Genomic DNA, 22,069 nt, shown 5'->3' with positions numbered 1-22,069 from the left:
CCCCTCCCACATTTTTTGACCGCGTCAGGCGTTAGAGCAGTTCGAAGGTCTGCTGCTGTACGTCCTGGGAGTCCAGGCCGATCTGCACATTGAACTCACCCGGTTCGGCCGCAAACTTGAGCTGGGTGTTGTAGAACTTCAAGTCTTCCTCGGTGATGGTGAAGTGCAAGGTGCGCTCTTCGCCAGCCTTGAGCATGACTTTCTGGAAGTTCTTCAGTTCCTTGATCGGACGGATCATCGAACCCGCCACGTCCTGGATATACAGTTGCACCACGGTTTCGCCGTCGACCTTGCCGGTGTTCTGCACCGTGACGCTGGCGTCGAGCTTGCCGGTCTTGTTCAGGGTGGTGGACGACAGCGCCATGTCCGACAGGCTGAACGTGGTGTAGCTCAGGCCATAGCCAAACGGGAACAGCGGCCCGGTGGTGTCATCGAAGTACTGTGAGGTGTAGTTGCCCGGCTTGCCCGGGGTGAATGGCCGGCCGATGGTCAGGTGGTTGTAGTAGGTCGGAATCTGCCCCACGGAGCGTGGGAAGGTGATCGGCAGTTTGCCCGACGGGTTGTAGTCACCGAACAGCACGTCGGCAATGGCGTTGCCGCCTTCGGTACCGGCGAACCAGGTTTCCAGGATGGCGTCGGCCTGCTGGTTCTCTTCCAGGATCGACAGCGGACGGCCGTTCATCAGCACCAATACCAGCGGCTTGCCGGTGGCCTTGAGGGCCTTGATCAGGTCGCGCTGGCTTTGCGGGATGTTCAGGTCGGTGCGGCTGGAAGATTCGTGGGACATGCCACGGGATTCACCCACTGCGGCGACCACCACGTCGGCATCTTTGGCGGCCTTGACCGCTTCGTCGATCATCACCTGCGGCGCGCGCTTGTCATCCACCACTTCCGGGGCATCGAAGTTGAGGAAGTTGAGGTAGTCGACCACGGCCTTGTCGTTGGTGATGTTGGCGCCACGGGCGTAGATGATTTTGCCTTTCTCGCCGATCACCGCATTCAACCCGTCGAGCAGGGTCACCGATTGCGCAGGCTTACCGGCAGCCGCCCAACTGCCCATCATGTCGATCGGGGCCTTGGCCAGCGGGCCCACGAGTGCGATGGTCGCGGATTTTTTCAGCGGCAGGGTGTTGTTCTGGTTTTTCAGCAACACCAGGCTGCGGCGCGCCACATCACGGGCCTCGGCACGGTGCAGGCGGCTGTCGGCGTAGGTGTCGGCCGGGTCGTCCTCGGCCTTGCCGATGCGCAGGTACGGGTCCTTGAACAGGCCCATGTCGTACTTGGCGCCGAGCACTTCACGCACGGCGTTGTCGATGTCGCTCTGTTCGATCTCGCCGGATTTGAGCAACCCCGGCAGTTCCTTGCCGTACAGCGAGTCGTTCATGCTCATGTCGATACCGGCCTTGATTGCCAACTTGGCGGCTTCACGCCCGTCCTTGGCCACGCCGTGCTTGATCAGCTCGAAGATCGCCCCGTGGTCGCTCACGGTCAGGCCCTTGAAGCCCCAGTCCCTGCGCAGCAGGTCGTTCATCAGCCAGGTGTTGGCGGTGGCAGGTACGCCGTTGATCGAGTTCAGCGCCACCATCACACCGCCGGAACCGGCCTTGATCGCCGCGTGGTACGGCGGCAGGTAGTCCTGGTACATCTTGACCGGGCTCATGTCGACGACGTTGTAGTCACGCCCGCCTTCCACTGCGCCGTAGAGGGCGAAGTGCTTGACGCTGGCCATGAGGCTGTCGGCATTCGCGGGGCTGGTGCCCTGGAAGGCCTTGACCATCACTTCGGCAATCCGCGAGACCAGATAGGTGTCTTCACCGAAACCTTCGGAAGTGCGACCCCAGCGAGGGTCGCGGGAGATGTCGACCATCGGCGCAAAGGTGATGTCGAGGCTGTCGGCGGCGGCTTCCTGGGCGGCGATGCGCCCGGAGCGGCCGATGGCGTCCATGTCCCAGCTGGAGGCCAGGGCCAGGCTGATCGGGAAGATCGTGCGGTGGCCGTGGATCACGTCATAGGCGAAGAACATCGGGATCTTCAACCGGCTGCGCATGGCCGCGTCCTGCATCGGACGGTTTTCCGGGCGGGTGATGGAGTTGAAGGTGCCACCGATGCGGCCGGCGGCGATTTCCTTGCGGATCAGCTCACGGGGCATTTCCGGGCCGATGCTGATCAGGCGCAATTGGCCGATCTTTTCATCAAGGGTCATCTGCTTGAGCAGGTCGCTGACGAAGGCGTCCTTGTCTTTAAGCGCAGCAGGCTTTGTTTCTGCCCAGACGGGGTGGGTGGCCAGAGTGGCAACAAGGCCGAGCAAACACAGCTTCTTCATGAATATCCTTTTTCGGCTCACTGCACAGCGATTAGGCTGATCGGCCAAAATGTGGGGAGCGTCTATTGTTGTTCGGGTGTTGTTCAGATAAATGCAGCACACTCTGAACTCTTTTTCGCGCTGGGCATCTTTGTAGCTGATTGGCTCGATGCAATCCAGTGGTGGCGGATTATGCCCCAAGCGCGCGGTTTATAGGGTTAGTCGTCACATTCCATAAAGTTTGGGCAGGAGAAACACCATGCAAGCAGCACAACATTACCGCTGGGGCTTCAAGGCCGCGGCTTTGCTATTGATCAGCACAGTATTGAGCGGCTGCGGCATCAATAACATTCCGACCCTGGACGAACAGGCCAAGGCTGCCTGGGGCCAGGTGCAGAACCAGTACCAACGCCGCGCCAACCTGATTCCCAACCTGGTGGAAGTGGTCAAGGGTTACGCCGCCCATGAGCAAGACACCCTGACCGCCGTGATTGAGGCGCGGGCCAAGGCCACCTCGATCCAGGTGGATGCCAGCACCCTCGATAACCCGGAAAAACTCAAGCAGTTCCAGCAGGCCCAGGACGGTTTGAGCGGTGCCCTCAGCCGTTTGATGGTGGTGTCCGAGCGCTACCCGGACCTGAAGGCCAACCAGAACTTTCTGGCCCTGCAATCCCAGCTTGAAGGCACCGAAAACCGCATCGCCGTGGCCCGTCGCGACTTCATCCAGGCCGTGCAGGCGTACAACACCGAGATCCGCACCTTCCCTGGCCGCCTGTGGCACAGCGTGATGTACAGCGATCTACCGATCCGCGCCACCTTTGAAGCCACCAGTGCCGATGCCGATAAAGCGCCGCAAGTGAAGTTCAAATAAGGCTGCACTGAGGTGTCGATGCGTTTATTACGGATAGGCCTGGCGCTATGGATGCTGGCCTGCGTGGGTGTGGCCCAGGCAGCGCTGACGTTCCCGGCGTTGACCGGACGGGTGGTGGACACCGCCCAGATGATCGACCCGGCAACGCGCGAACACATCACCCAGCAGTTGCAGGCGCTGGAACAGACCCGTGGCGACCAGATCGTGGTGGTCACGGTGCCCGACCTGCAGGGCGTGCCCATCGAGGACTACGGTTACCAATTGGGTCGCCAGTGGGGCATCGGCCAGAAAGGCAAGGACAACGGCGCATTGCTGATCGTCGCCCGTGATGAGCGCACGTTGCGCATCGAAGTCGGCTATGGCCTTGAAGGCGTGCTCACCGATGCGCAGTCCTGGGTGATCATCAACCAGGTGATTGCCCCCAAGTTCAAGGCCGGTAATTTCAGCCAGGGCATCAGCGACGGCGTGGCGGCGATGGTGCAGGTGGTTGGCGGTGAACCGCTGGCGGTGCCGGCGCATGTGGCGGATGCCAACTTTGCCAAGGATAATCCCGGCTTTTCCATCGGGCTGTTCATCCTGCTGATCGGCGTGTTGTGGCTGTGCAATCGCATGGGCCTGCCGGTAGGCGCGATCCTGCTGGCGATCCTCAGCAGCAGTGGACGCGGCGGCGGTGGCGGAGGAGGTGGCGGCGGTTTCCGAGGCGGTGGTGGTGGCTTCGGCGGCGGCGGCGCGTCGGGCGGCTGGTAATGACAATAATTAGAGAGCAACTACAACCATGGCATTACTGACTGAACACGAGCAGCGCCAAGTCGCCGAAGCGATTGCCCGGGTCGAAAAAACCACCGACGCCGAACTGGTCACCGTGCTGGCGGCCCGCGCCGACGACTACGCCTACATCCCCCTGCTGTGGGCCAGCCTGATCGCCTTGGTGGTGCCGGGCGTGGTGCATTACTTGTCGGGCTACCTGACCATGTACACCTTGCTGCTGGCGCAGTGGGCGACGTTCATCGTGTTGTGCCTGGTGTTTCGCCTGCCCAAGGTGACGACCCGCCTGATCCCGCGCTCGGTGCGCCATTGGCGTGCATCCAACCTGGCGCGCCGGCAGTTCCTGGAGCAGAACCTGCACCACACCCTGGGTAGCACCGGGGTGCTGATTTTTGTCAGCGAGGCCGAGCGTTATGTGGAAATCCTGGTGGACGACGGCATCTCCAGCCGCCTGGATGACAGTCATTGGGATGGGATCGTCAAGGCGTTTACCCAGCAGGTGAAACAGGGGCAGACGCTGGCTGGGTTTATTGCCTGCATTGAGGCGTGTGGCGAGTTGCTCAAGGTGCATGTGCCGGTGACTCAGACACGTAATGAACTTCCCAACCGCCTGGTCGTACTCGAATAGAACATCCAACACTGGAGATCAAATGTGGGAGGGGGCTTGCCCCCTCCCACATTGGGTCCCAAGAGGTCAGGCGCAGTACCGTTGATCAAATAACCCCGTGCCCTTAATCCTCATCCCCCCTAAAATGCCCGGCATTCCCTGCCCGAGGCGTTTTTGTTCATGTCTGTCACCGTTCAACCTGCCAGCCCCGCGCCGGATCATCACGCCCAGTTCATCGAACTGCTGAGCACAAGCCTTGCGCAGAACGCCTTTATCAAACTGGTGCTGGCCAAGTACGTCGGTGACGAAGCCGAGTTGCAGCGGCTGATCATCAAGGCGGTGACGGTCAAGGAGCAGCCGTGCCTGTCCTTCGTCTACCGCTACAAGACCCGCGACATCACCAAGAACTTGCCGCTGGCCGACGGCGTGGCGGCGATTGCCGAGTTGCTGCCGGCGTCGTTCAAGAACGCGCACCTGCTGTCGCTGACCGACGAAGCCCAGTTGGAATACAGCAAGAAGAACAAAAGCTCGCTGTTCAGGAGCAAGCCGCAACAACTGCGTGAGGCGCCATCGGCCGAGCATAACCGTGAGAAGAACCGCTTCCTGGACCTGAGCCGGCCGTTCCTCGCCGACCTGGGCGTGACCGACGCCAAGCAGGCGCTGATCCCGTCGATGTCACGCAAGTGGAAGCAGATCAACAAGTTCATCGAAGTGTTCAGCCATGCGCTGACCTCGTCACCGCTGAAGCTGGACCAACCGGTGCGCGTCGCCGATTTCGGTTCGGGCAAGGGCTACCTCACGTTTGCGATCCACGACTACCTGCGCAACACCCTCAAGGCCGAAGGCGAAGTCACCGGCGTTGAGCTGCGCGAAGACATGGTGACGCTGTGCAACACCGCCGCCGCTCGCCTGGAGCACCCGGGGCTGGTGTTCAAGTGCGGCGACGTACGCAGCGTGGCGCCCAGCGAACTCGACGTGATGATCGCCCTGCATGCCTGCGACATCGCCACCGATTACGCGATCCACACCGGCATCCGCTCCGGCGCGTCGATCATCATGTGCTCGCCGTGCTGCCATAAGCAGATTCGCCTGCAGATCCAGAGCCCGGCGCTGCTTAAGCCGATGCTGCAATACGGCCTGCACCTGGGCCAGCAGGCGGAAATGGTCACCGACAGCCTGCGTGCGTTGTTCCTTGAAGCCTGTGGTTATGAGACCAAGGTGTTCGAGTTCATCTCCCTGGAGCACACCAACAAGAACAAGATGATCCTGGCGGTCAAGCGTGCGGAGCCGGTGGACAACGCGCAGTTGCTGGAGAAAATCCAGGAACTGAAGGCGTTCTATCACATCACTGAGCACTGCCTGGAAACCCTGCTGCGCGCGGATGGCTACCTGATCTGACCGACGCCCACTGTAGGAGCGAGCCTGCTCGCGAAAAGCCTGAGAGCACCGCAGGCTTTCAGGTTTCCCGCGTTATCGTTAGCGACCTTCGCGAGCAAGCTCGCTCCTACAGGGGACTGGCGCAGCCTGCACCGCCGTCTTGCGCCCGAGCATCACCGTGACGATCACCCCACAGGCAAACACCCAGGTAATCGGCTCGATATGTTCACCAAAGAACAGCGCCGAAAACGCGATGGTGAAGAAGATCTGCAACAGCTGAATCTGGCTGACCCGCGCAATGCCGCCCATGGCCAGCCCGGCATACCAGGCGAAGAAGCCCAGGAACTGCGAGAACAGCGACACATAGCCGAACGCCCACCAGGTGCGCATGGAAATCGCGCCTTGGTGCTGCGCCGCCAGGTACCACACCGGGCCGATCAACACCGGCGTGGACAGCACCAGCGCCCAGCAGATCACCTGCCAGCCGCCCATCTCCTTGGCCAACCGGCCGCCTTCGGCATAGCCCAGGCCACCGACGGCTATCGCGCCGAGCATCAATAAGTCGCCGGCCTGGATACTGCCGGCGCCGGTGATCAACGCATAACTCAACACCAACGCACTGCCCAACGCCGCGCAGGCCCAGAAGGCTTTCGACGGCCGCTCATGGGACAGCCACGCCGCATACAGGGCCACGCACAGCGGTTGCAGGCCGTTGACCAGCGCGCCATGGGACGCCGGCAAGGTTTGCATGGCCCACGCCGACAGCACCGGGAAGCCCAGAATCACCCCCGCAATTACCAGGCACAAACCCCGCACCTGCCGCCAGGTCGGCCAGCGCTCACGGCGCCACAGCAACAGCACCGCCGCCGGCACCGCCGCGAACAACGCACGGCCCAGGCCGTTGAGCAACGGGTGGATTTCCTGCACCACGATGCGGGTGAAGGGCAGGGTCAGGCTGAAGATGATGACGCCCAGCAGGCCGAGGGCCATGCCGGTGTTTTCGCGCGAGCTCATGGGAGGGATCCGAAATCCAGAGGGCTTCAAGGGAAGCCCATCTAGCCACAACCCCCGTCGATTGCGGGTCTACAGCTGGGTGCGGATTTATCCGTACAGTTTTTCAGAAGAAGCGCGTGACGCTGACCTTGGCGTTGCGCCCTTGGCTGTAGGCACGGTCGCCGCTGAGGGCGGGCCGGTAGTTGTTGTTGAGCAGGTTGTCGACAGTGAAGTTGACCTCGGTGCCTTTAAGACCGGCCTGCTGCGGTTTCCAGTTGGCGAACAGGCCCATGCTGGCGTAGGAATCGTTGGCGTATTGGTCGTAGAACGTGTCGCCCACCGAGCTGTTCAAGCCGCCTGAGTATCTATCGCTGGGCAGGCGGTCAGTCTTGCGCACGAACTGCGCTTGCCATCCGAACTGTGCGTCCCAGCTTGGGATTTTGTTGCCCATCATCACCACCCATTTGGCCGGTGGAATGTCCCGGGCCCAGACGTGGATGTCGGTGGCCCACGGGTTGGTGTAGGGGTTATCGCGTTTGCCTGTGGCGTAGGAGTAGGAAACCGAGCCGAACAGGTAGGTCGAGTCGTAGTAAGCCTCAAGCTCGAAGCCCTTGATGGTCATGCCGCCGACGTTGCGGTAGTTGGTCTTGGCGGCCATGTCGGCGCTTGTGCAGACGCTGTCGATGCTCCCCACTACGGTGTTCTGACGGTCACAGCCGATGCCAGTCGCCTTGAAAATTTCGTCCTCGATACGGTTGTGGAACAACGTCGTACGCAGTTGCAGGTTATCGCCACGGCCGATGAGGTTGGAGAAGTTGGTGATGTTGCCTGCGGTGATGGCGGTGATGCGCTCCGGGTCGAGGTTGAGGCTGGTGGAGGTGCGGCTGCCGACGCCCTGGACTTCGTACTGCTCGTCGATCACCGGGGCGCGCCAGGTCTTGTTCCAGCTGGCAAACATCGCCACGTCCGGCGTGATGTTCCAGTAGGCGGCCAGGCGCGGGGACCAACCGGTGTAGGTGCGGTCGCTGTAGTCATGGCCGATGCTCGGGTCCGGGTTGCTGTAGTACGGCGCATCGTTGGCTTCGCCCCGATTACGTACGTGGTCATAGCGCAGGGACGGCGTGATAGTCACGTCGCCGAGGGTCACCGCGTCCTGGAGATAGAACGCATTGGTATCGACCTTGCCGTGGGGCATGAAGTACGGCTGGAAGTGCCCGTAGTTGTACTTGGCAGTGTTGTAGGTCGCGCCGGGCATCCAGCTTTCGGTTTCACGCTTGTGCTTGCGCACCTGCACCCCAGTGGTCACGGCGTGTTCCAGCGGGCCGGTGCTGAACAGGCTGATGTTGCGCAGTTCCAGAATCTTGTCGCCGTAGGCCGTGTCCATCTTGCGCCCACCCGTGGCCAGGGAGAACGAAGCGTCGGCCTCGCGCTCATCGGTCTGGTCGGTATGGGACACCGAATAGCTGAGCTTCATGTCGATCAGCGGGTTGTCCAGCGGCTGGTAGAGGTACTTGCCCGAATAGGTGGTATCGATGGTTTCACGGTTGGCGAGGAAGCGTTTCAAGGCGCCTTCGTAACCATAGCGGTCAATCGCGGATTGCAGCGGCGGGGTCGGGTAGCTTTTGGCTGAGAACGGGGTCCATCGCTGGCTGTTGGACCGCGAGTAAGACAGGCCCACGCTGTGTTCGTCAGTGAGGTGGGCGTTGAACTTGAACAGTTTGCCGTCCACATTCTGCGCGCTGTTGGGCAAGCGCTTGGGGTTGATCGGGTAGCGGTTTTCGGGATCGGGCGGAGTGCCGGCCAGCTTCATGTCACCGCCATCGCGTTGCGTCAGGTAGGCGAGCGCATCGAAGCGGCCATCATCGGTACGGCCATACACCGCCGAACTGTAGACCTGTTCGTGGTCGTTGCTGGCGTAGCCATATTTGAGCATGGCCCCGGCGTTGCGGCCTTCTTCCAACAGGTCTGGGGCGTCCTTGGTTTCCATGATGATCGAGCCGCCGAAGCCACCGTTGCCGGTGAAGGGTGAGTACGGCCCTTTTTCCACTTCGACGTTCTTGATCAGCTCGGGCTCGATAAACACCGTGCCTTGCTGATAGCGCTCAAAGCCGCTTTTGGTGGCGCCATCCACCGACATCGGCACGTCTTCGGCCTCGCCCATCCCGCGGATGTTGATGGTCTGGCCGCCGGGTTTGGGCGAGCCGCCCATGAACACGCCGGGCAGGTTCTGCAGCAGCGCGGGGATGTTGTTGGGCTGATAGCGATCAATATCCGCCTGGTTCATGGTTGAGCGGCCGACGGTGCTGGAGTCGACCTGGTTGCCGGTGCCTATCACGCTCAGGGCGTCCAGCTGGATCGCGCCGCTCTGGGTGGTCTTGGCCTCTTCGGGCTTTACCACATACGTGCTGCCGACCTTGATCAGGGTGAACTCGCCGTTTTTCAGCAGGCTGCGAATCGCAACTTCCGGTGTGAAGTCGCCGTTGAGCGCCGGTGCCTGCACGTTCTTGAGCAGCGCCTCATCGAACAACAACTGTATTTTTGCCTGCTGCGCCACCTGGCTCAGGGACGTGGCCAGCGATTGGACGGGCAAGTGCAGCGTGAATGACTCGGCCTGGGCACTGAGGCTGAACGCCAGGCAGGTGGCGACAAGGGTCGGTCGAAAAAACAGGTGCGAAGCGTGGCAAGGCGCGCGAAACATGAAATCCCCCGGTGCGGCCAAATGGCCAAAAAGGTGTGCTGATCAGATGCAGACCGGAGGAAGACGGGGCAGATAAAAAAATCCACACCTGCGAATGCTAAATATTCTCAAATAAGATTTTCGGGGGTTATTTACTCGGTTCAATCCGCACGATGCCATCGGCCGAGACCACGGTTTTCACCGGCAACAGGGCGGGCAGGGCGTTGAGCAGTGCATCCGGATCATTCACATCCAGATTGCCCGAGACTTTCAGGTGCGCCACCGCGTTACTGACCTGCAACGGTGCCTGCGGGCGATACAGGCTCAGTTCATCGATCAGGCTGGCCAGTTCACGGTTGCGGAACGACAAATGCCCGCTGCGCCAATCGGCCACTTCTTCGGCCGTGAGGGTTTGCTGCTGCATTGTGCCCTTGGCGTAGCTGTAGATGGCGCGTTGCTGGGCGCCGAGCAGGGAAACGGGGCTTTTGGCGGACGGCTCGAAAGCGACCTGGCCGTGGGCGACACTGACCACTAGTTGCTGTTGGCTGCGGCGCACATCGAAGCCAGTGCCGACCACCCGCACATTCGCCTCGCCCGCCTGTACGAACAGCGGCCGCTCTTTGTCGGCCGCCACCTCGATATACACCTGGCCCTTGTCCAGGTGCACGATGCGCTGGTGGGCGCTGAAATCCACGCGCAGGCGGGTGTTGGCATTCACATACAGGGTGGTGCCATCGGGCAGGTTCAAGGTGCGCATGCCCTTGGCATGGGCCGCCACCTGGCTGTGATACAGCTCGCGGGGCGCGCCGAGATGGCTGGCCAATACCGCGCATAGCAGGGCGGCGGCGACGGCCAGGGCCGGGCGCCACACCGACGGCTTGCGCTTGGGCAGTGCCACGGGTTTGTTCAGTTGCTGTAGCTGGGCCAGGTCGGCCCACAGCTGCTCGAATTCGGCATAGGCGCGGGCATGGGCGGGCGTGGCCTGCCAGGCGGCAAAGGCCTTGCGGTCGGCACGGCCCGCGTCGTTATGGTTGCGCGCAAACCAGCTGGCGGCTTGGGCATCGATGGCATCTCTCGCTTCGATATCCAGGTCATCGGTGTCGCTCAGGCGGTTCATTCTGGCTGCTCCGTGCCGGGGTCGTTTTGAAGGCGTCGCTTGCAATGCAGCAGGGCAAAAGCGATGTGCTTTTCCACCATGCTCGTCGAAATGCCCATGCGCTCGGCGATCTGCGCCTGGCTCAGGCCTTCGAAGCGGTGCAGCATAAGGGCTTCTCGCCTGCGGGGCGAGAGTTCGGCGAGGACTTCTTTCAACTGTTCCAGGCGTTGCAAGCGCTGTGCGGCGGCCATGGGATCGTTTTGCTCGTCGTTGACCGGTTCGGCGTCCCTGCCGGCCTGATCTGGGTGGACGGTCTGCCGTACCTTCTGTTTGCGCCAGTGATCACGCAGCAGGTTACGTGCCATCTGGAACAGAAATGCCCGTGGCTGCTCGACCTTGGCCCGGTCGCGGTAGTCCAGCCACTGGGTAAAGACATCCTGGGTCATGTCCGCCGCGTCGCTGGCGTTGTCCGTGCGTTTGCGCAGGAAATGCAGAATATCTGCATAGAACCCGCGAAAGGCATCGGCCGACAACGGGTCGGGCTTGGGACGAGACATGGAGATCCTTCTTGACGAAGCACGACATGGAAAAGTCGTGAATACTATCGAGAATCATTGTGATTTGTCTCTATTTAAAGGATGTACTCGATTTAAAATGTGGGAGGGAGCTTGATCAGCGTTCCACGGGTACTGAGAGTGCTGGATCACCCAGCGGATGCGTACGCGCCGCAAAAAACTTCAACGCCACACCGCTGCCATCAAACAATTCCGAATACCGCCGCTTCTGCTGGCGAATAAACCCCTCGCTGCGGCCCGATACCGAGATCGCCAGGGTGGTCGGCCGAGCCTGGCGAATTGCATCCACCACGTGTTTATCCTGCGGCCCCAGGTCATGGCCAAAGATGCACAGCGCGCCCTCATGGGTCAGTAACTGCTCATAGCAGAACGACAGGTAATCCGAGCTGCGGATGGTCTTGAGCTTCTCTTCCACCTTGCCTTCGTTGATAAACAGCGGCACATCGTCCAGGGTCTTGATCGTGTTGTTGATCGCAAAGCTGCTGAGCAAGGTGCTGTCGGTGCTTGGCAATTTGCGCGCGGTGCCGTCAAGGTTGCGCACCAGGTGCAGGCCGCCGTGCAGGTAGAGGATGCGCGTGGCATCGGTGTGGGTGTTGCGCAGGTCGAAGCTTGAGTCGGCGCTGCGGAACAGGTCATCAATGCCCGGCGTGTGCAGGATCGCCCAATAGTTGAGCAGGTCGTAATTGGTGGTGAACACGCTGGCGTAGTTCGTCAGTTCGCGGTTGATCGTCGCCAGCGTCGACGGCTGCACCAGGCGCCACGGAATGTGCACGGCGTGGATGGTATTGATCAGCGCTTCCTTGATCGCGTAGTAGCGATTGCGCGGCGCCGCCGAGCTGACCGCCAGGGCCTTGTTGACCCGACTGGTGGTCTTCAGCGCGCTCAGGGCGTGCTCGAAGCTGCGGGTTTGCAGGGCGTCGAACACGCTGAGTTCGGATTGGCCCAAGGGTTTTTCTTCGACGGTGCGCGCGTTTTCGAACAGCGAGTCGTAGGCGAAGTCTTCCCAAATCGTGCGGCTCGCGCCATTGCCGATCAGAATCCCACTGAAGGCGGTGCTGCTGCGCAGGGCGCTCCAGTCTTCAAGGTGGGCGTCAATATCCTGGAAATCCTTCATTGCGGCGGGTCTACTCGAAATCGGCTGGATGGCGACTTTATCACGAGTGGGTGTTGATCCTGATCAAGGTGCCGCAGGCAGGTGAGGTTGATGCTGTAGGCATAAACGTCATCCGAGGATTCGCCATGAGCAGCACCTTCTTCATTCCCCCCGTCAACATCATGGGCACCGACTGCCTCGACGAAGCCATGAATGCCATTCGCAACTACGGTTTTCGCAAAGCATTGATCGTCACCGACGCCGGCCTGGCCAAGGCGGGCGTGGCCAGCATGATCGCCGAGAAGCTGGCGATGCAGGACATCGATTCAGTGATCTACGACGGCGCCAAGCCCAACCCCAATGTGGAAAACGTCGAGAAAGGCCTGGCGTTGCTGCAGCAGAGCGCCTGCGATTTCGTGGTGTCCCTGGGCGGCGGTTCGCCCCATGACTGTGCCAAGGGCATCGCCCTGTGCGCCACCAACGGTGGGCATATCGGCGACTATGAGGGCGTCGACCAATCGAGCAAACCGCAGATGCCCTTGGTGGCGATCAACACCACCGCCGGCACCGCCAGCGAGATGACCCGTTTCTGCATCATCACCGACGAAACCCGCCACGTGAAAATGGCCATCGTCGACCGCAACGTCACGCCGCTGCTGTCGGTCAACGACCCGAGCCTGATGGTCGGCATGCCCAAGGGTCTCACCGCCGCCACCGGCATGGACGCCCTGACCCACGCCATCGAAGCCTACGTGTCCACCGCGGCCACCCCGATCACCGACGCCTGCGCGATCAAGGCCATCGAACTGATCAGCGCCAACCTGCGCCTGGCGGTACGCGACGGCAGCGACAAGGTCGCGCGGGAAAACATGGCCTATGCCCAGTTCCTCGCGGGCATGGCGTTCAACAATGCGTCCCTGGGTTTCGTGCATGCCATGGCCCACCAACTGGGCGGCCTCTACGACCTGCCTCACGGTGTGTGCAACGCGGTGCTGCTGCCCCATGTGCAAAGCTTCAACGCCAGCGTCAGTGCCAAGCGCTTGAGCGACGTCGGCCGCGCGATGGGTGTCGACGCCAAGGGCACCACTGACGAAGAGGGCGCCCAAGCCGCCATCGCCGCCATTCGCAGCTTGTCCCTGGACGTTGAAATCCCCGCCGGCCTGCGCGAACTGGGCGCCAAGTTGCAGGACATTCCGCTGCTGGCCACCAATGCATTGAAGGACGCATGTGGGCTGACCAACCCACGGCGCGCCGATCAGCGTCAGATTGAGGAGATCTTTCGCAGCGCGTTCTGATGTGTCCGGCAACTGGCGGCACACGTGAATGCGCCGCCAGCCAACGCCACGCACAAGAGCGCCAATGGCCATGCCTGCTGACTCACCAGCAGGCTTGCTACGCCGCCGATCAACGCCGCCATCAACTGATGCATAAAGCCGCTCAAGGCTATGGCATAGGAACCGCCGACCGGCGACTGATCATTAGCAAGTGACAAACTGATGGGGTAACTCATCGATTGCCCAAATATCGCCAGGCAATAGGGCAGCCACAACAACAGTGCGATCTCGCTGGCAAACACACTGCCCAACAGCATCAGCGCCGCTCCCGTTAACGCCAGTCCCACGCCCCAGCTCATCATCGTCAACCGCCCCATGCGGGCCACGAAGCGATTAACCATAAACGCCCCCGCCAGATAGGCCCCGCTGATCGGCCACCCCAGCCAGCCGTACTGCGCCGCGCTCCACTCGAAACGCCCTTGCAGTATCAGCGGTGCACAGGTGTTGAATGCAATGATCACCCCATAGCCCAGCCCACCGGCCAATGCTGCGTGTAGAAAGGGGGGATGCCGCACAATCGTGGCATAGATCCGCCAGGCTGAGTCTGGCGAATCAGCCTTCATCACTGACGGAAACACCACCCTTTGCAACACAGCAATCAACGTGACAGCACTTATTGCCAACCCATAGAAAATTGCCTTCCAGCCGAAGGCCGCCTGCAACAGCGACCCCATGAACTGGCCGATACCTAGGGCGATTACAAACGTCATCCCCAGCCACGACAACCCCCTGGCCAAAAGCGCCCCGCTGAAACTGTCTCTCACCAACAATCTGGCCACAACCGAGACTCCGCCCGCCCCCAAACCCTGAATCAGCCGTAATGACAAAAAAGATTCGACGTTAAAGGCCGATGGAATCGCTGCGCTTGCCAAGGCATATACTGCCAGCGCCCCCAGCAGTACCGGCTTTCTGCCAAAACGCTCCCCCAGGCTGCCCCAGAGCAACATCGGCAGCGCCATTCCTACCAGGTACACCGCCAGGGCCAGTGCGATGTGGTCTTCGGCGGCGAGCAGGGACTGGGCGATGACCGGTACAGCGGGCAAATAGCTGCTAATGCCGACTTGGGCGAGGAAGGCGGCGCAGCAAGCGAGGGCGAGACTGGTGGTTTTTTTCAAGGGGAGGCATCCTGCGCCTTAAGTTCTGCGTACGTCATCGTAAGTCGATTCACTCGTATAGATCCGAACAATGATTGATGCTTATGCTCACTGAGAAATAAGAGTGCTTATGTGGAGGTTGGTTATAGTAGGTGCGAAATTTAGTTTGCGTCTTTGTGTTCCTCTATTAAGGCTGTCAGTGTTGAGCAAAACAACTCTACTGTCTTAGGGCTCATGTCTGCCCGAAGAGTTATACGTAATGCTGCTTTTCCCTTGGGTACCACAGGAAAAAATACGGCAGAAGTGAAAAATCCGCTGTCAGCCAGTTGTATAGCGAGTGTGTTCGCTTTTTCAGCCTCGCCGCAGGTTACCAATCGTATTGCGGTGTGGGCACCCTGTTGTTCAGTGTGGATAAGGCTGTCGAATAACCGGATGTTGGTTTGAAGCTGTTCTTGACGCACGGATAGCTCGGTTGTTTGATGTATTTTTATTGACGCCAGCCCGGCTCCTATGGCGGCAGAGTTCAGACTTTGAGACCAGTTACTGGGGCCGCCGTATCGGTACATTAGACTTTTCTGTCTTTCGCTACCGAACATGATCAGTCCTCCACTGGCACCAAATGATTTGCCTAGAGAGGCCACGATTAAGGTTTTATTGTCTATCTCTTGCAAGCGCGGCCGGATAAAACCGCCCCTTTATCTCCAAATGCTGACAGGGCGTGGGAGTCATTGTGAGGCGCGGTTTTTACTTCTGTTTCATCTGCGCAGGAGGCTTTAATATGATTCATTGAATAGTGGGAATGTTTGTCGAATACCATAGTGGGTGGGGAGTCATTGGTAAAGACGCCGCTGGCGAGCATGGACAAGAGTCCGGAACTGGCCGCACTACAGGACAAAGTGCTGAGGCAGATTGAGTTGAAAAGGCCTGATAGCTCTGTTTCATAGCGTTCGAGTATTTCAAGTTTGCATCGATTTTTTGAGTTTGCAATGCGAAGTGTTTTGGCTTCTTTTATTCCCTGGATAGCCCCTTTTAGTATGTTTGGGTGATAGTCGAGGCCAAGATATGACGTCGTGCAGAAGTGATGGAGTTTTCGTCCATGCTGATCAATAAGTTGGTTGTTGTTTTGGACTTTTACATTAAGTTCGCAGATTCGGCCTGACTGTGCTGAGTGCCAGTCTCTGTCGGCAAGATCAATTAGTTTTTTGTAATTTGTGAATTGATTTTTTGATTGAGTATTTTTCATTGTTTTTACCTGTCCTTAGGGAAGGCAAAAACAGTAAAGGGAAAATTTTGATAGGGTAAGTCAGATATTTCCCATGCAAGCTACTCCGAATGGATATTTTGTTGTGAGTAAGGTCCTACATTTTGTAAGTCCCAATGGACATCCGACCGATTCTTATGTGCATGACCCAACGTAGCGGATTCAGGGAACATTTGATTGTGATTGGGTAAATAAATGCAGTGGGGGCGTTCGCGTTTTGTTGAGGTCGTATCCCGCAGGATTGAGTAAGGTGTCCGCATACAGGCCGGATGTGACGATGGCCTTCAAGGACCTGTCTCTTGGGTAGTCGAAACTAGATGGATGAAGGGAGTACTTGATGAGAGTTCTGTTATTCGGTGCCACCGGCATGGTCGGCCAGGGCGTCCTGCGCGAGTGCCTGCTGGCCGCTGACGTACAGGAAGTCGTCGCCGTCGGCCGCACGCCCCTGACCCAGGAACACGGCAAGCTGCATCAGGTGTTGCACAACGACATGCTGGATTTCCACCCCCTGGAAAACCTGCTGCAAGGGTTTGATGCGTGTTTCTTCTGCCTCGGTGTCTCTTCGGCGGGCATGAATGAAACCCGGTACACCCATCTCACTTATGATCTGACCCTCGTGGCCGCCAGCACCCTGGCGCGGCTTAATCCGCAGATGACGTTCATCTACGTGTCCGGCGCCGGTACCGACAGCTCCGAGGCGGGCAAGTCGATGTGGGCGCGGGTCAAGGGCAAGACCGAGAATGCCTTGCTGCGCCTGCCATTCAAGGCGGTGTATCTGTTCCGGCCGGGGATCATCCAGCCGCTGCACGGTGTGCGCTCGAAGACGCCGTTGTATCAAGCCTTCTATTCCGTGCTCGGGCCAGTGCTGTCGTTGGCGCGTCGGGTCAAGCCGGGCTGGGTGGTGAGCACCGAGACCGTCGGCCGGGCGATGCTCGCGGCGGTGCGCCATGGCGCGCCGCAACCGCTGGTGGAACAGGCCGAGATCAATCGCCTGGCGTCCGAGCGCGCCTGATGTTGCACAAGAGCCTGGTGCGTCGCCTCGATCTGATCACCCTGCAACTGTTCGTCGCGGTGTTCGAAGAGGGCACCCTGACCCGTGCCGCCGCCCGCGAAGCCATCGCCGTGTCGGCAGCCAGCAAGCGCTTGATGGAACTGGAGCAGGTGCTGGGTGTGAGCCTGTTCGTACGGCGCGCCAAGGGCATGGACCTCACCGCCGCTGGCGAAACCCTGCTGCACCATGCCAGGCAGATGCTGTTCAACGTGGAAAAAATGGGCCTGGAGCTCGGCGAGCACAGCCACGGCGTGCGCGGTTACGTGCGGATGCTGGCCAATCTTTCGGCGATTATTCAGTTTCTTCCAGAAGACTTGCGGGATTTTTCCGAGCTGCATCCCGAAGTGAAAACCGACCTTGAAGAGCGCCCCAGCAACGGCGTGGTGCAAGGCGTGCTGGATGGGGTGGCGGATCTGGGGATCTGCTCCAGTGATACCGACACCAAAGGCCTGCCCAGGGTGACCTATCGCCACGACAAACTGGTGGTGTTGATGCCGGCGGATCACCCGTTGGCGCCGCGCGAAAGCCTGGCCTTCGTCGAGACCCTGGACAGTGACTACGTTGGCCTGCACGCCGCCAGCTCGATCAACATGCGCAGCCACGCCGCCGCGCGCGAGGCCGGCAAGATGCTGCGTCTGCGTATTCATGTGCCGGGCTTTGATGCGATGTGCCGGATGGTCCAGGCGAACATGGGCATCGGCATCCTGCCGTTGAAGGCCTATGAATTGTTTGGCCGTGCCCTGGGCCTGCATGCCGTGCCGCTGACCGATGCCTGGTCGGACCGCAGTTTGATCCTGGTGGTGCGCGATGAGGCGCAGTTGTCGCCAGTGAGTCGGCTGTTGTTCGATTATCTGAGCGTTCGCATTTAGCGAACGCTCCTTGCCAACTGACGGTTGGATTTTTCCTGCCCCTGTCCTCTAGCCTTGGGCTCACATTCCAAGAATAAGAGGTACACCCCATGACGGCTCCCTTGAGCGGTATCAAGGTGATCGAGATCGGCACGCTGATTGCGGCGCCGTTCGCCGCCCGGCTGATGGCCGAGTTCGGCGCCGAGGTGATCAAGATCGAAGCCTTGGGGCAGGGCGATCCGCTTCGTAAATGGCGAAAGCTGCATGAAGGCACCTCGCTGTGGTGGTACCTGCAATCACGCAACAAGAAATCCCTGGCCCTGGACCTCAAGTCCGCTGAAGGCCTGAGCCTGATCAAGCAACTGCTCGGCGATGCCGATGTGCTGATCGAAAACCTGCGCCCCGGTGGCCTGGAAAAACTCGGCCTGGGCTGGGACGTACTGCACACGCTCAACCCCAAACTGACCCTGGTGCGTATCTCCGGCTACGGCCAGACCGGCCCTTACCGCGACCGCCCTGGTTTCGGTGCCATCGGCGAGGCCATGGGCGGGATTCGCTACACCACCGGCAACCCCGATTCGCCCCCGGCGCGGGTCGGCGTGAGCCTCGGCGACTCCCTCGCGTCGTTGCACGGTGTGATCGGCGCGCTGATGTCGTTGCTGCGGGTCAAGACCGGCCAGGGTGACGGGCAGATTGTCGATGTGTCCCTGGCGGAAAGCGTGTTCAACCTGATGGAAAGCCTGGTGCCCGAATACGACATGCTCGGCCATGTGCGCGAGCGCAGCGGCGGCGCCTTGCCCGGCATCGCGCCCTCTAATACCTACCTGACCGCCGACGGTGCCTATGTGGTGATCGCCGGCAACAGCGACCCGATCTACAAGCGTTTGATGACCACCATCGGCCGTGCCGACCTGGCCGAAGCCGCCGAATTCGCCCACAACGATGGCCGTGCGGCGAAAAGCGGTTTGCTTGATGCCGCCATCACCCACTGGACCAGCAGCCTGTCTATCGAGCAGGTGCTCAGCGCCCTGGAAGCCGCCGAAGTGCCGGCCGGGCGCATCTACTCCGTGGCCGATATCGTCAGCGACCCGCACTACCAGGCGCGCGACATGTTGCTCAATGCCGAGCTGCCTGGCGGTGTGTCGGTGAAGATGCCGGGCATTGTGCCCAAGCTCTCGGAAACCCCCGGCGCCGTGAACTGGCAGGGCCCGAGCCTGGGCCAGCACACCGATGACATCCTCGGCAGCCTGGGCCTTACGGTTGCCGACATCCAACGCCTGAAAACCTCGGGAGTGGTGCAATGATCACTGACTATTCCGACCCGCTGATCGTGCAGGAGGTGTCCCCGCGCGATGGCCTGCAAATCGAACCGACCTGGGTCGAAACCGCTGACAAGATCGCCCTGATCGACCAGCTTTCCCTGGCCGGTTTTTCGCGGATCGAAGCCGGTTCTTTCGTGTCGCCCAAGGCCATCCCTGCATTGCGCGATGGCGAACACGTGTTCCAGGGCATCGAGCGTAAAGCCGGTGTGATCTACGTTGCGCTGATCCCTAACCTTAAGGGCGCCCAGCGTGCCGTCGAGTCGCGCGCCGACGAACTGAACCTGGTGATGTCGGCCAGCCAGACCCACAACCTGGCGAATATGCGCATGCGGTGCGAGGCGTCGTTGGCGGCATTCGGCGATATCGTCAGCTTTGCCGCCGGGCACCCGGTACGCCTCAACGGCAGCATCGCCACCACCTTTGGCTGCCCGTTCGAAGGCAAGATCGATGAAGACCGCGTGCTGCAACTGGTCGACGCGTATCTGCACCTGGGCATCCAGGGCATCAGCCTCGCCGACACCACCGGCATGGCCAACCCGCGCCGGGTGGAACGCCTGGTCACGCGCGTGCTGCAACGCGTGCCTGCCAGCGACCTGACCCTGCATTTTCATAACACCCGCGGCCTGGGCCTGTGCAACGTGCTGGCCGCCTACGAAGCTGGAGCCCGACGCTTTGATGCAGCGCTGGGGGGCCTGGGTGGGTGCCCGTTTGCGCCGGGGGCGTCGGGCAATATCTGCACCGAAGATCTGGTCAACCTGTGTGAAGAGGTCGGCATTCCCACCGGTATCGACCTGCCGCACCTGCTGAACCTGTCCCGCCGCTTGCCGGCCCTGCTGGGCCATGAATTGCCCGGCCAGGTAGCCAAGGCCGGGCGCAATTGCGACCTGCATCCGCCGCCGGACTACGTCGCCGCCTTGTAACGCCATACCAGACAACAAAAACAATCGGACGCCTGTGAGCAGTCCGCTGGAGAGAAAGCATGAGCACTAATACGTTAGAGGTCGGCGCGCGCCCGGCCGCTGAAATCGATGCCGAAAAAGCCCTGGTCAGAAAGGTCGCCTGGCGCCTGATGCCGCTGATCATGGTGTGTTACCTGTTCGCGTTTTTTGACCGCATCAACATCAGCTTTGCCAAGTTCCAGCTGCAAGCCGACCTCAGCCTGAGCGACACCGCCTATGGCCTGGGCGCCGGGTTGTTCGTGGTGGGGTATGTGATCTTTGAAGTGCCAAGCAACATGATGCTCTACAAGGTCGGCGCGCGGCGCTGGATCGCGCGGATCATGATGTCGTGGGGCCTGGCCACGGCGGCCATGGTGTTTGTCACGGCCGAATGGCAGTTCTATGGCCTGCGTTTCATCATCGGCGCGATGGAGGCGGGCTTCGCGCCCGGTGTGCTGTATTACCTGACGTTGTGGTTCCCGCAGCACTTCCGCGGGCGCATTACCTCGATGCTGTTCCTGGCGTCTGCCTTTGCAGGTTTGGTCGGCGCACCGTTCTCCGGCCTGGTGCTGGAACACCTCGACGGCGTGCTGCAGATGCGCGGCTGGCACTGGCTGTTCCTGCTCGGCGGCTTGCCCTGCATCGGCTTGGGCTTCCTGGTGCTGACGCTGCTCAAGGACCGTATCGAAGATGCGCACTGGCTGACGCCGGCGGAGAAAACCCTGCTGTCGAGCCGTATTGCCCAGCATGAGCCGAACACACATGGCGGCTCGTTGCTGTCGGCGATCCGCATTCCCGGCTTTTTGATGCTCGGGTTTATCTACTTCCTGATCCAGGTGGCGTCTTACGGCCTCAACTTCTGGGCGCCGCAACTGATCCGCAGCGCCGGCACCCAAAGCCCGGTGATGATCGGCCTGCTCACGGCGATTCCCTATGTGTGCGGCGCGATCAGCATGGTGGTGATCGGGCGGCTGTCGGACGCGACCGGCGAGCGCCGCAAGTTTGTCTGCGGGCTGGTCGTGCTGGGCGCGGTGGGTTTCTTCAGCGCCGGGATCTTTGCCGACCACACCACCTTCCTGATCATCGCCCTGGGGATGTTGGGCGCCGGCATCATCGCTTCGATCCCGACCTTCTGGACCCTGCCACCCAAGTTGCTGGCCGGTGCCGGCGCAGGCGCGGCGGGCGGGATTGCGGTGATCAACACCCTCGGGCAGTTCGGTGGCATTGTCAGCCCGGTGATGGTGGGACGGATCAAGGACCTCACCGGCAGCACCACCCCGGCGCTCTATGTGATAGGCGTGTGTGCGTTGTTGGCGGCGGCGCTGCTGCTGTGGGGCCTGCCGCAAAAGCTGCGCACCCTCGACAAGGCTTGATCAGCCTGCGGTTGTCAGCGCACGGGCCGGTGTGGCGCTGAGCTGAATCAACGCCACGCCGCCCATCAACAACAACGCGCCAAGGATTCGGGGCGTTGTCAGGGGGCGCTCCGCCAAGCCAAACAGGCCGAAGTGATCCAGTAGCAGCGACGCAAGAATCTGCCCGGCCATGGCCAGGGCGATAAACCCCGAAGCGCCCAGCTTGGGCAGCAGCATCAACGCCAACGCGATAAAGCACACACCAAACGCACCACCGGCCCACATCCACAGGGGCGCCTTGGTGATGAACGTGAGGCTGGGCAGCGGCAAGCGCAGCGCCACGATCACCGGCAGCAGCACGGTAATGCTCACCAGCAGCGACGCCAGGGTGGCCCACAGCGGGTGCCCAAGACCGCGCCCGAGGTTGGCGTTGATCGCACTTTGAAACGGCACCACCGCTCCTGCGATCACCGCCAGGAGCAAGAAACCTGCCCAATGCAACGTCGTCATGTC

Annotated in this window: 18 protein-coding genes and 2 pseudogenes; 10 read left to right on the top strand and 10 right to left on the bottom strand. The window is 60.7% G+C overall.

Annotated features, from left to right (window positions below; genetic code table 11):
* Positions 1 to 31: 31 nt before the first annotated feature.
* Entirely contained in the window at positions 32 to 2,323 is a 2,292-nt protein-coding gene (bglX, locus tag HCF10_RS23640; protein ID WP_131697163.1) for a beta-glucosidase BglX, read from the bottom strand.
* A 238-nt stretch (positions 2,324 to 2,561) separates the two neighbouring features.
* Between bglX and HCF10_RS23635 the strand changes: the two genes are divergently transcribed.
* From HCF10_RS23635 to HCF10_RS23620, 4 genes are all read left to right on the top strand, one after another.
* Positions 2,562 to 3,173: a LemA family protein gene (locus HCF10_RS23635; RefSeq protein ID WP_167656528.1), complete on the top strand. Its 612-nt coding sequence runs from the start codon at positions 2,562 to 2,564 to the stop codon at positions 3,171 to 3,173.
* Between the two features lie 18 nt (positions 3,174 to 3,191).
* Complete coding sequence (locus HCF10_RS31720) at positions 3,192 to 3,920, top strand: TPM domain-containing protein (RefSeq protein WP_145334957.1); 729 nt, start codon at positions 3,192 to 3,194, stop codon at positions 3,918 to 3,920.
* 28 nt (positions 3,921 to 3,948) lie between these two features.
* The gene (locus tag HCF10_RS23625) at positions 3,949 to 4,566 is read left to right on the top strand and encodes a TPM domain-containing protein (protein WP_131697160.1); all 618 of its coding nucleotides are present in this window, start codon (positions 3,949 to 3,951) and stop codon (positions 4,564 to 4,566) included.
* A gap of 159 nt (positions 4,567 to 4,725) precedes the next feature.
* Positions 4,726 to 5,943, top strand: coding sequence for a class I SAM-dependent methyltransferase (locus tag HCF10_RS23620; RefSeq protein WP_167656527.1), 1,218 nt, complete (start codon positions 4,726 to 4,728; stop codon positions 5,941 to 5,943).
* An 8-nt stretch (positions 5,944 to 5,951) separates the two neighbouring features.
* On the opposite strand, the pseudogene HCF10_RS32150 reads toward HCF10_RS23620, so the two are convergent.
* The 6 genes and pseudogenes from HCF10_RS32150 to HCF10_RS23595 all read right to left on the bottom strand — a co-directional run.
* Positions 5,952 to 6,068: pseudogene (locus HCF10_RS32150) on the bottom strand (outer membrane lipoprotein carrier protein LolA); the annotation flags it as partial.
* A complete protein-coding gene (locus tag HCF10_RS23615) occupies positions 6,022 to 6,936 on the bottom strand; it encodes a DMT family transporter (protein WP_145334953.1) in 915 nt (304 codons plus the stop codon). The pseudogene HCF10_RS32150 and the gene HCF10_RS23615, both read right to left, overlap by 47 nt.
* A gap of 103 nt (positions 6,937 to 7,039) precedes the next feature.
* Complete coding sequence (locus tag HCF10_RS23610; RefSeq protein ID WP_167656526.1) at positions 7,040 to 9,613, bottom strand: TonB-dependent receptor; 2,574 nt, start codon at positions 9,611 to 9,613, stop codon at positions 7,040 to 7,042.
* 127 nt (positions 9,614 to 9,740) lie between these two features.
* Positions 9,741 to 10,709 (bottom strand): FecR family protein, encoded by a 969-nt coding sequence (locus HCF10_RS23605; protein ID WP_131697156.1) that lies wholly within the window; start codon positions 10,707 to 10,709, stop codon positions 9,741 to 9,743.
* The gene (locus HCF10_RS23600) at positions 10,706 to 11,245 is read right to left on the bottom strand and encodes an RNA polymerase sigma factor (RefSeq protein ID WP_167656525.1); all 540 of its coding nucleotides are present in this window, start codon (positions 11,243 to 11,245) and stop codon (positions 10,706 to 10,708) included. Before HCF10_RS23600 ends, HCF10_RS23605 begins: the two co-directional genes overlap by 4 nt.
* Positions 11,246 to 11,360: 115 nt before the next feature.
* On the bottom strand, positions 11,361 to 12,377 hold the full coding sequence (locus tag HCF10_RS23595) for a DUF4917 family protein (RefSeq protein ID WP_167656524.1): 1,017 nt from the start codon (positions 12,375 to 12,377) through the stop codon (positions 11,361 to 11,363).
* A gap of 125 nt (positions 12,378 to 12,502) precedes the next feature.
* On the opposite strand from HCF10_RS23595, the gene yiaY reads away from it, so the two are divergent.
* Complete coding sequence (yiaY, locus tag HCF10_RS23590) at positions 12,503 to 13,651, top strand: L-threonine dehydrogenase (RefSeq protein WP_131697153.1); 1,149 nt, start codon at positions 12,503 to 12,505, stop codon at positions 13,649 to 13,651.
* On the opposite strand, the gene HCF10_RS23585 is transcribed toward yiaY, so the two are convergent.
* Both HCF10_RS23585 and HCF10_RS23580 read right to left on the bottom strand, forming a co-directional pair.
* Entirely contained in the window at positions 13,618 to 14,805 is a 1,188-nt protein-coding gene (locus HCF10_RS23585) for an MFS transporter (RefSeq protein ID WP_167656523.1), read from the bottom strand. The two genes, yiaY and HCF10_RS23585, sit on opposite strands and share 34 nt — an antisense overlap.
* A gap of 140 nt (positions 14,806 to 14,945) precedes the next feature.
* Positions 14,946 to 16,027, bottom strand: a pseudogene (locus HCF10_RS23580) (aminotransferase class I/II-fold pyridoxal phosphate-dependent enzyme).
* A 355-nt stretch (positions 16,028 to 16,382) separates the two neighbouring features.
* Between HCF10_RS23580 and HCF10_RS23575 the strand changes: the two are divergent.
* The 5 genes from HCF10_RS23575 (at position 16,383) to HCF10_RS23555 (ending at position 21,577) form a co-directional block, all read left to right on the top strand.
* Positions 16,383 to 17,057: an NAD(P)H-binding protein gene (locus HCF10_RS23575; RefSeq protein ID WP_131697152.1), complete on the top strand. Its 675-nt coding sequence runs from the start codon at positions 16,383 to 16,385 to the stop codon at positions 17,055 to 17,057.
* Positions 17,057 to 17,965: a LysR family transcriptional regulator gene (locus HCF10_RS23570; RefSeq protein WP_131697151.1), complete on the top strand. Its 909-nt coding sequence runs from the start codon at positions 17,057 to 17,059 to the stop codon at positions 17,963 to 17,965. The genes HCF10_RS23575 and HCF10_RS23570 overlap by 1 nt, the downstream gene beginning before the upstream one ends.
* A gap of 89 nt (positions 17,966 to 18,054) precedes the next feature.
* Entirely contained in the window at positions 18,055 to 19,248 is a 1,194-nt protein-coding gene (locus tag HCF10_RS23565) for a CaiB/BaiF CoA transferase family protein (protein WP_167656522.1), read from the top strand.
* A complete protein-coding gene (locus HCF10_RS23560; RefSeq protein ID WP_167656521.1) occupies positions 19,245 to 20,186 on the top strand; it encodes a hydroxymethylglutaryl-CoA lyase in 942 nt (313 codons plus the stop codon). The genes HCF10_RS23565 and HCF10_RS23560 overlap by 4 nt, the downstream gene beginning before the upstream one ends.
* A 59-nt stretch (positions 20,187 to 20,245) precedes the next feature.
* A complete protein-coding gene (locus tag HCF10_RS23555; RefSeq protein WP_167656520.1) occupies positions 20,246 to 21,577 on the top strand; it encodes an MFS transporter in 1,332 nt (443 codons plus the stop codon).
* Here the strand turns inward: HCF10_RS23555 and HCF10_RS23550 are convergent, their stop codons facing one another.
* Positions 21,578 to 22,066: a DMT family transporter gene (locus HCF10_RS23550; RefSeq protein ID WP_167656519.1), complete on the bottom strand. Its 489-nt coding sequence runs from the start codon at positions 22,064 to 22,066 to the stop codon at positions 21,578 to 21,580.
* Positions 22,067 to 22,069 lie beyond the last annotated feature (3 nt).

The organism is Pseudomonas sp. B14(2022) (assembly GCF_012030485.1).
Taxonomy (GTDB): domain Bacteria; phylum Pseudomonadota; class Gammaproteobacteria; order Pseudomonadales; family Pseudomonadaceae; genus Aquipseudomonas.
Note: the sequence above shows the minus strand (reverse complement) of the source record. Positions and strands in the feature narration are given on the sequence as shown.